We start from the raw sequence: 486 nt of genomic DNA on the forward strand, positions 1-486 counted from the left end.
GCACGACCACATGATCATCGACCGCAACGAAATTGCGGTTCAGCACATGATCAAGGTGTTCGCCCAGGAACTGGGTGTCGCGCTGGGGTGAGTGCGGCGGTCACTTTCGCGGCAGCCTCCGCATCGCCTGCAGGGTGATGCCGGGCACCGAGTTCGCCAGGTCGGCGCGCTGCTTCCCGAATGCCCGCATGGTCCGGTAGAACGACCAGATCTGATGCGGCGAAGGGATTTTCGGCACCCAGGCCAACTCCCAGTGGATTCCGTTGATCGGGTCATCGAAGAACACCGCGTAGTAGCCGGGCCAGTACTGCGGATAGTCCTTGGGTTCATCGGTGACCGGGATCCCCCCGGCGATCAGGAACTCGCGATGAAAGCGGTCCACTTCCTTGCGGTTTCGGGCCCACAGCGCGATGTGGTTGATCCCGACGGCCTGGTCGGCGTGGGTGAGCTTGCTCCCGGTGCTCGCCGGCTGAATGCCGATGTAAC

General features: G+C 63.0%; 1 protein-coding gene. It reads right to left on the bottom strand.

What is annotated here, in order from left to right; all coding sequences use genetic code 11:
* Positions 1-100: 100 nt before the first annotated feature.
* On the bottom strand, positions 101-486 hold a 386-nt coding region (locus IMZ11_RS43885; RefSeq protein WP_228649653.1), incomplete at its 5' end, for a hypothetical protein.

Origin of the sequence: Microtetraspora sp. AC03309 (assembly GCF_020826795.1) — a bacterium.
GTDB lineage: Bacteria > Actinomycetota > Actinomycetes > Streptosporangiales > Streptosporangiaceae > Microtetraspora > Microtetraspora glauca.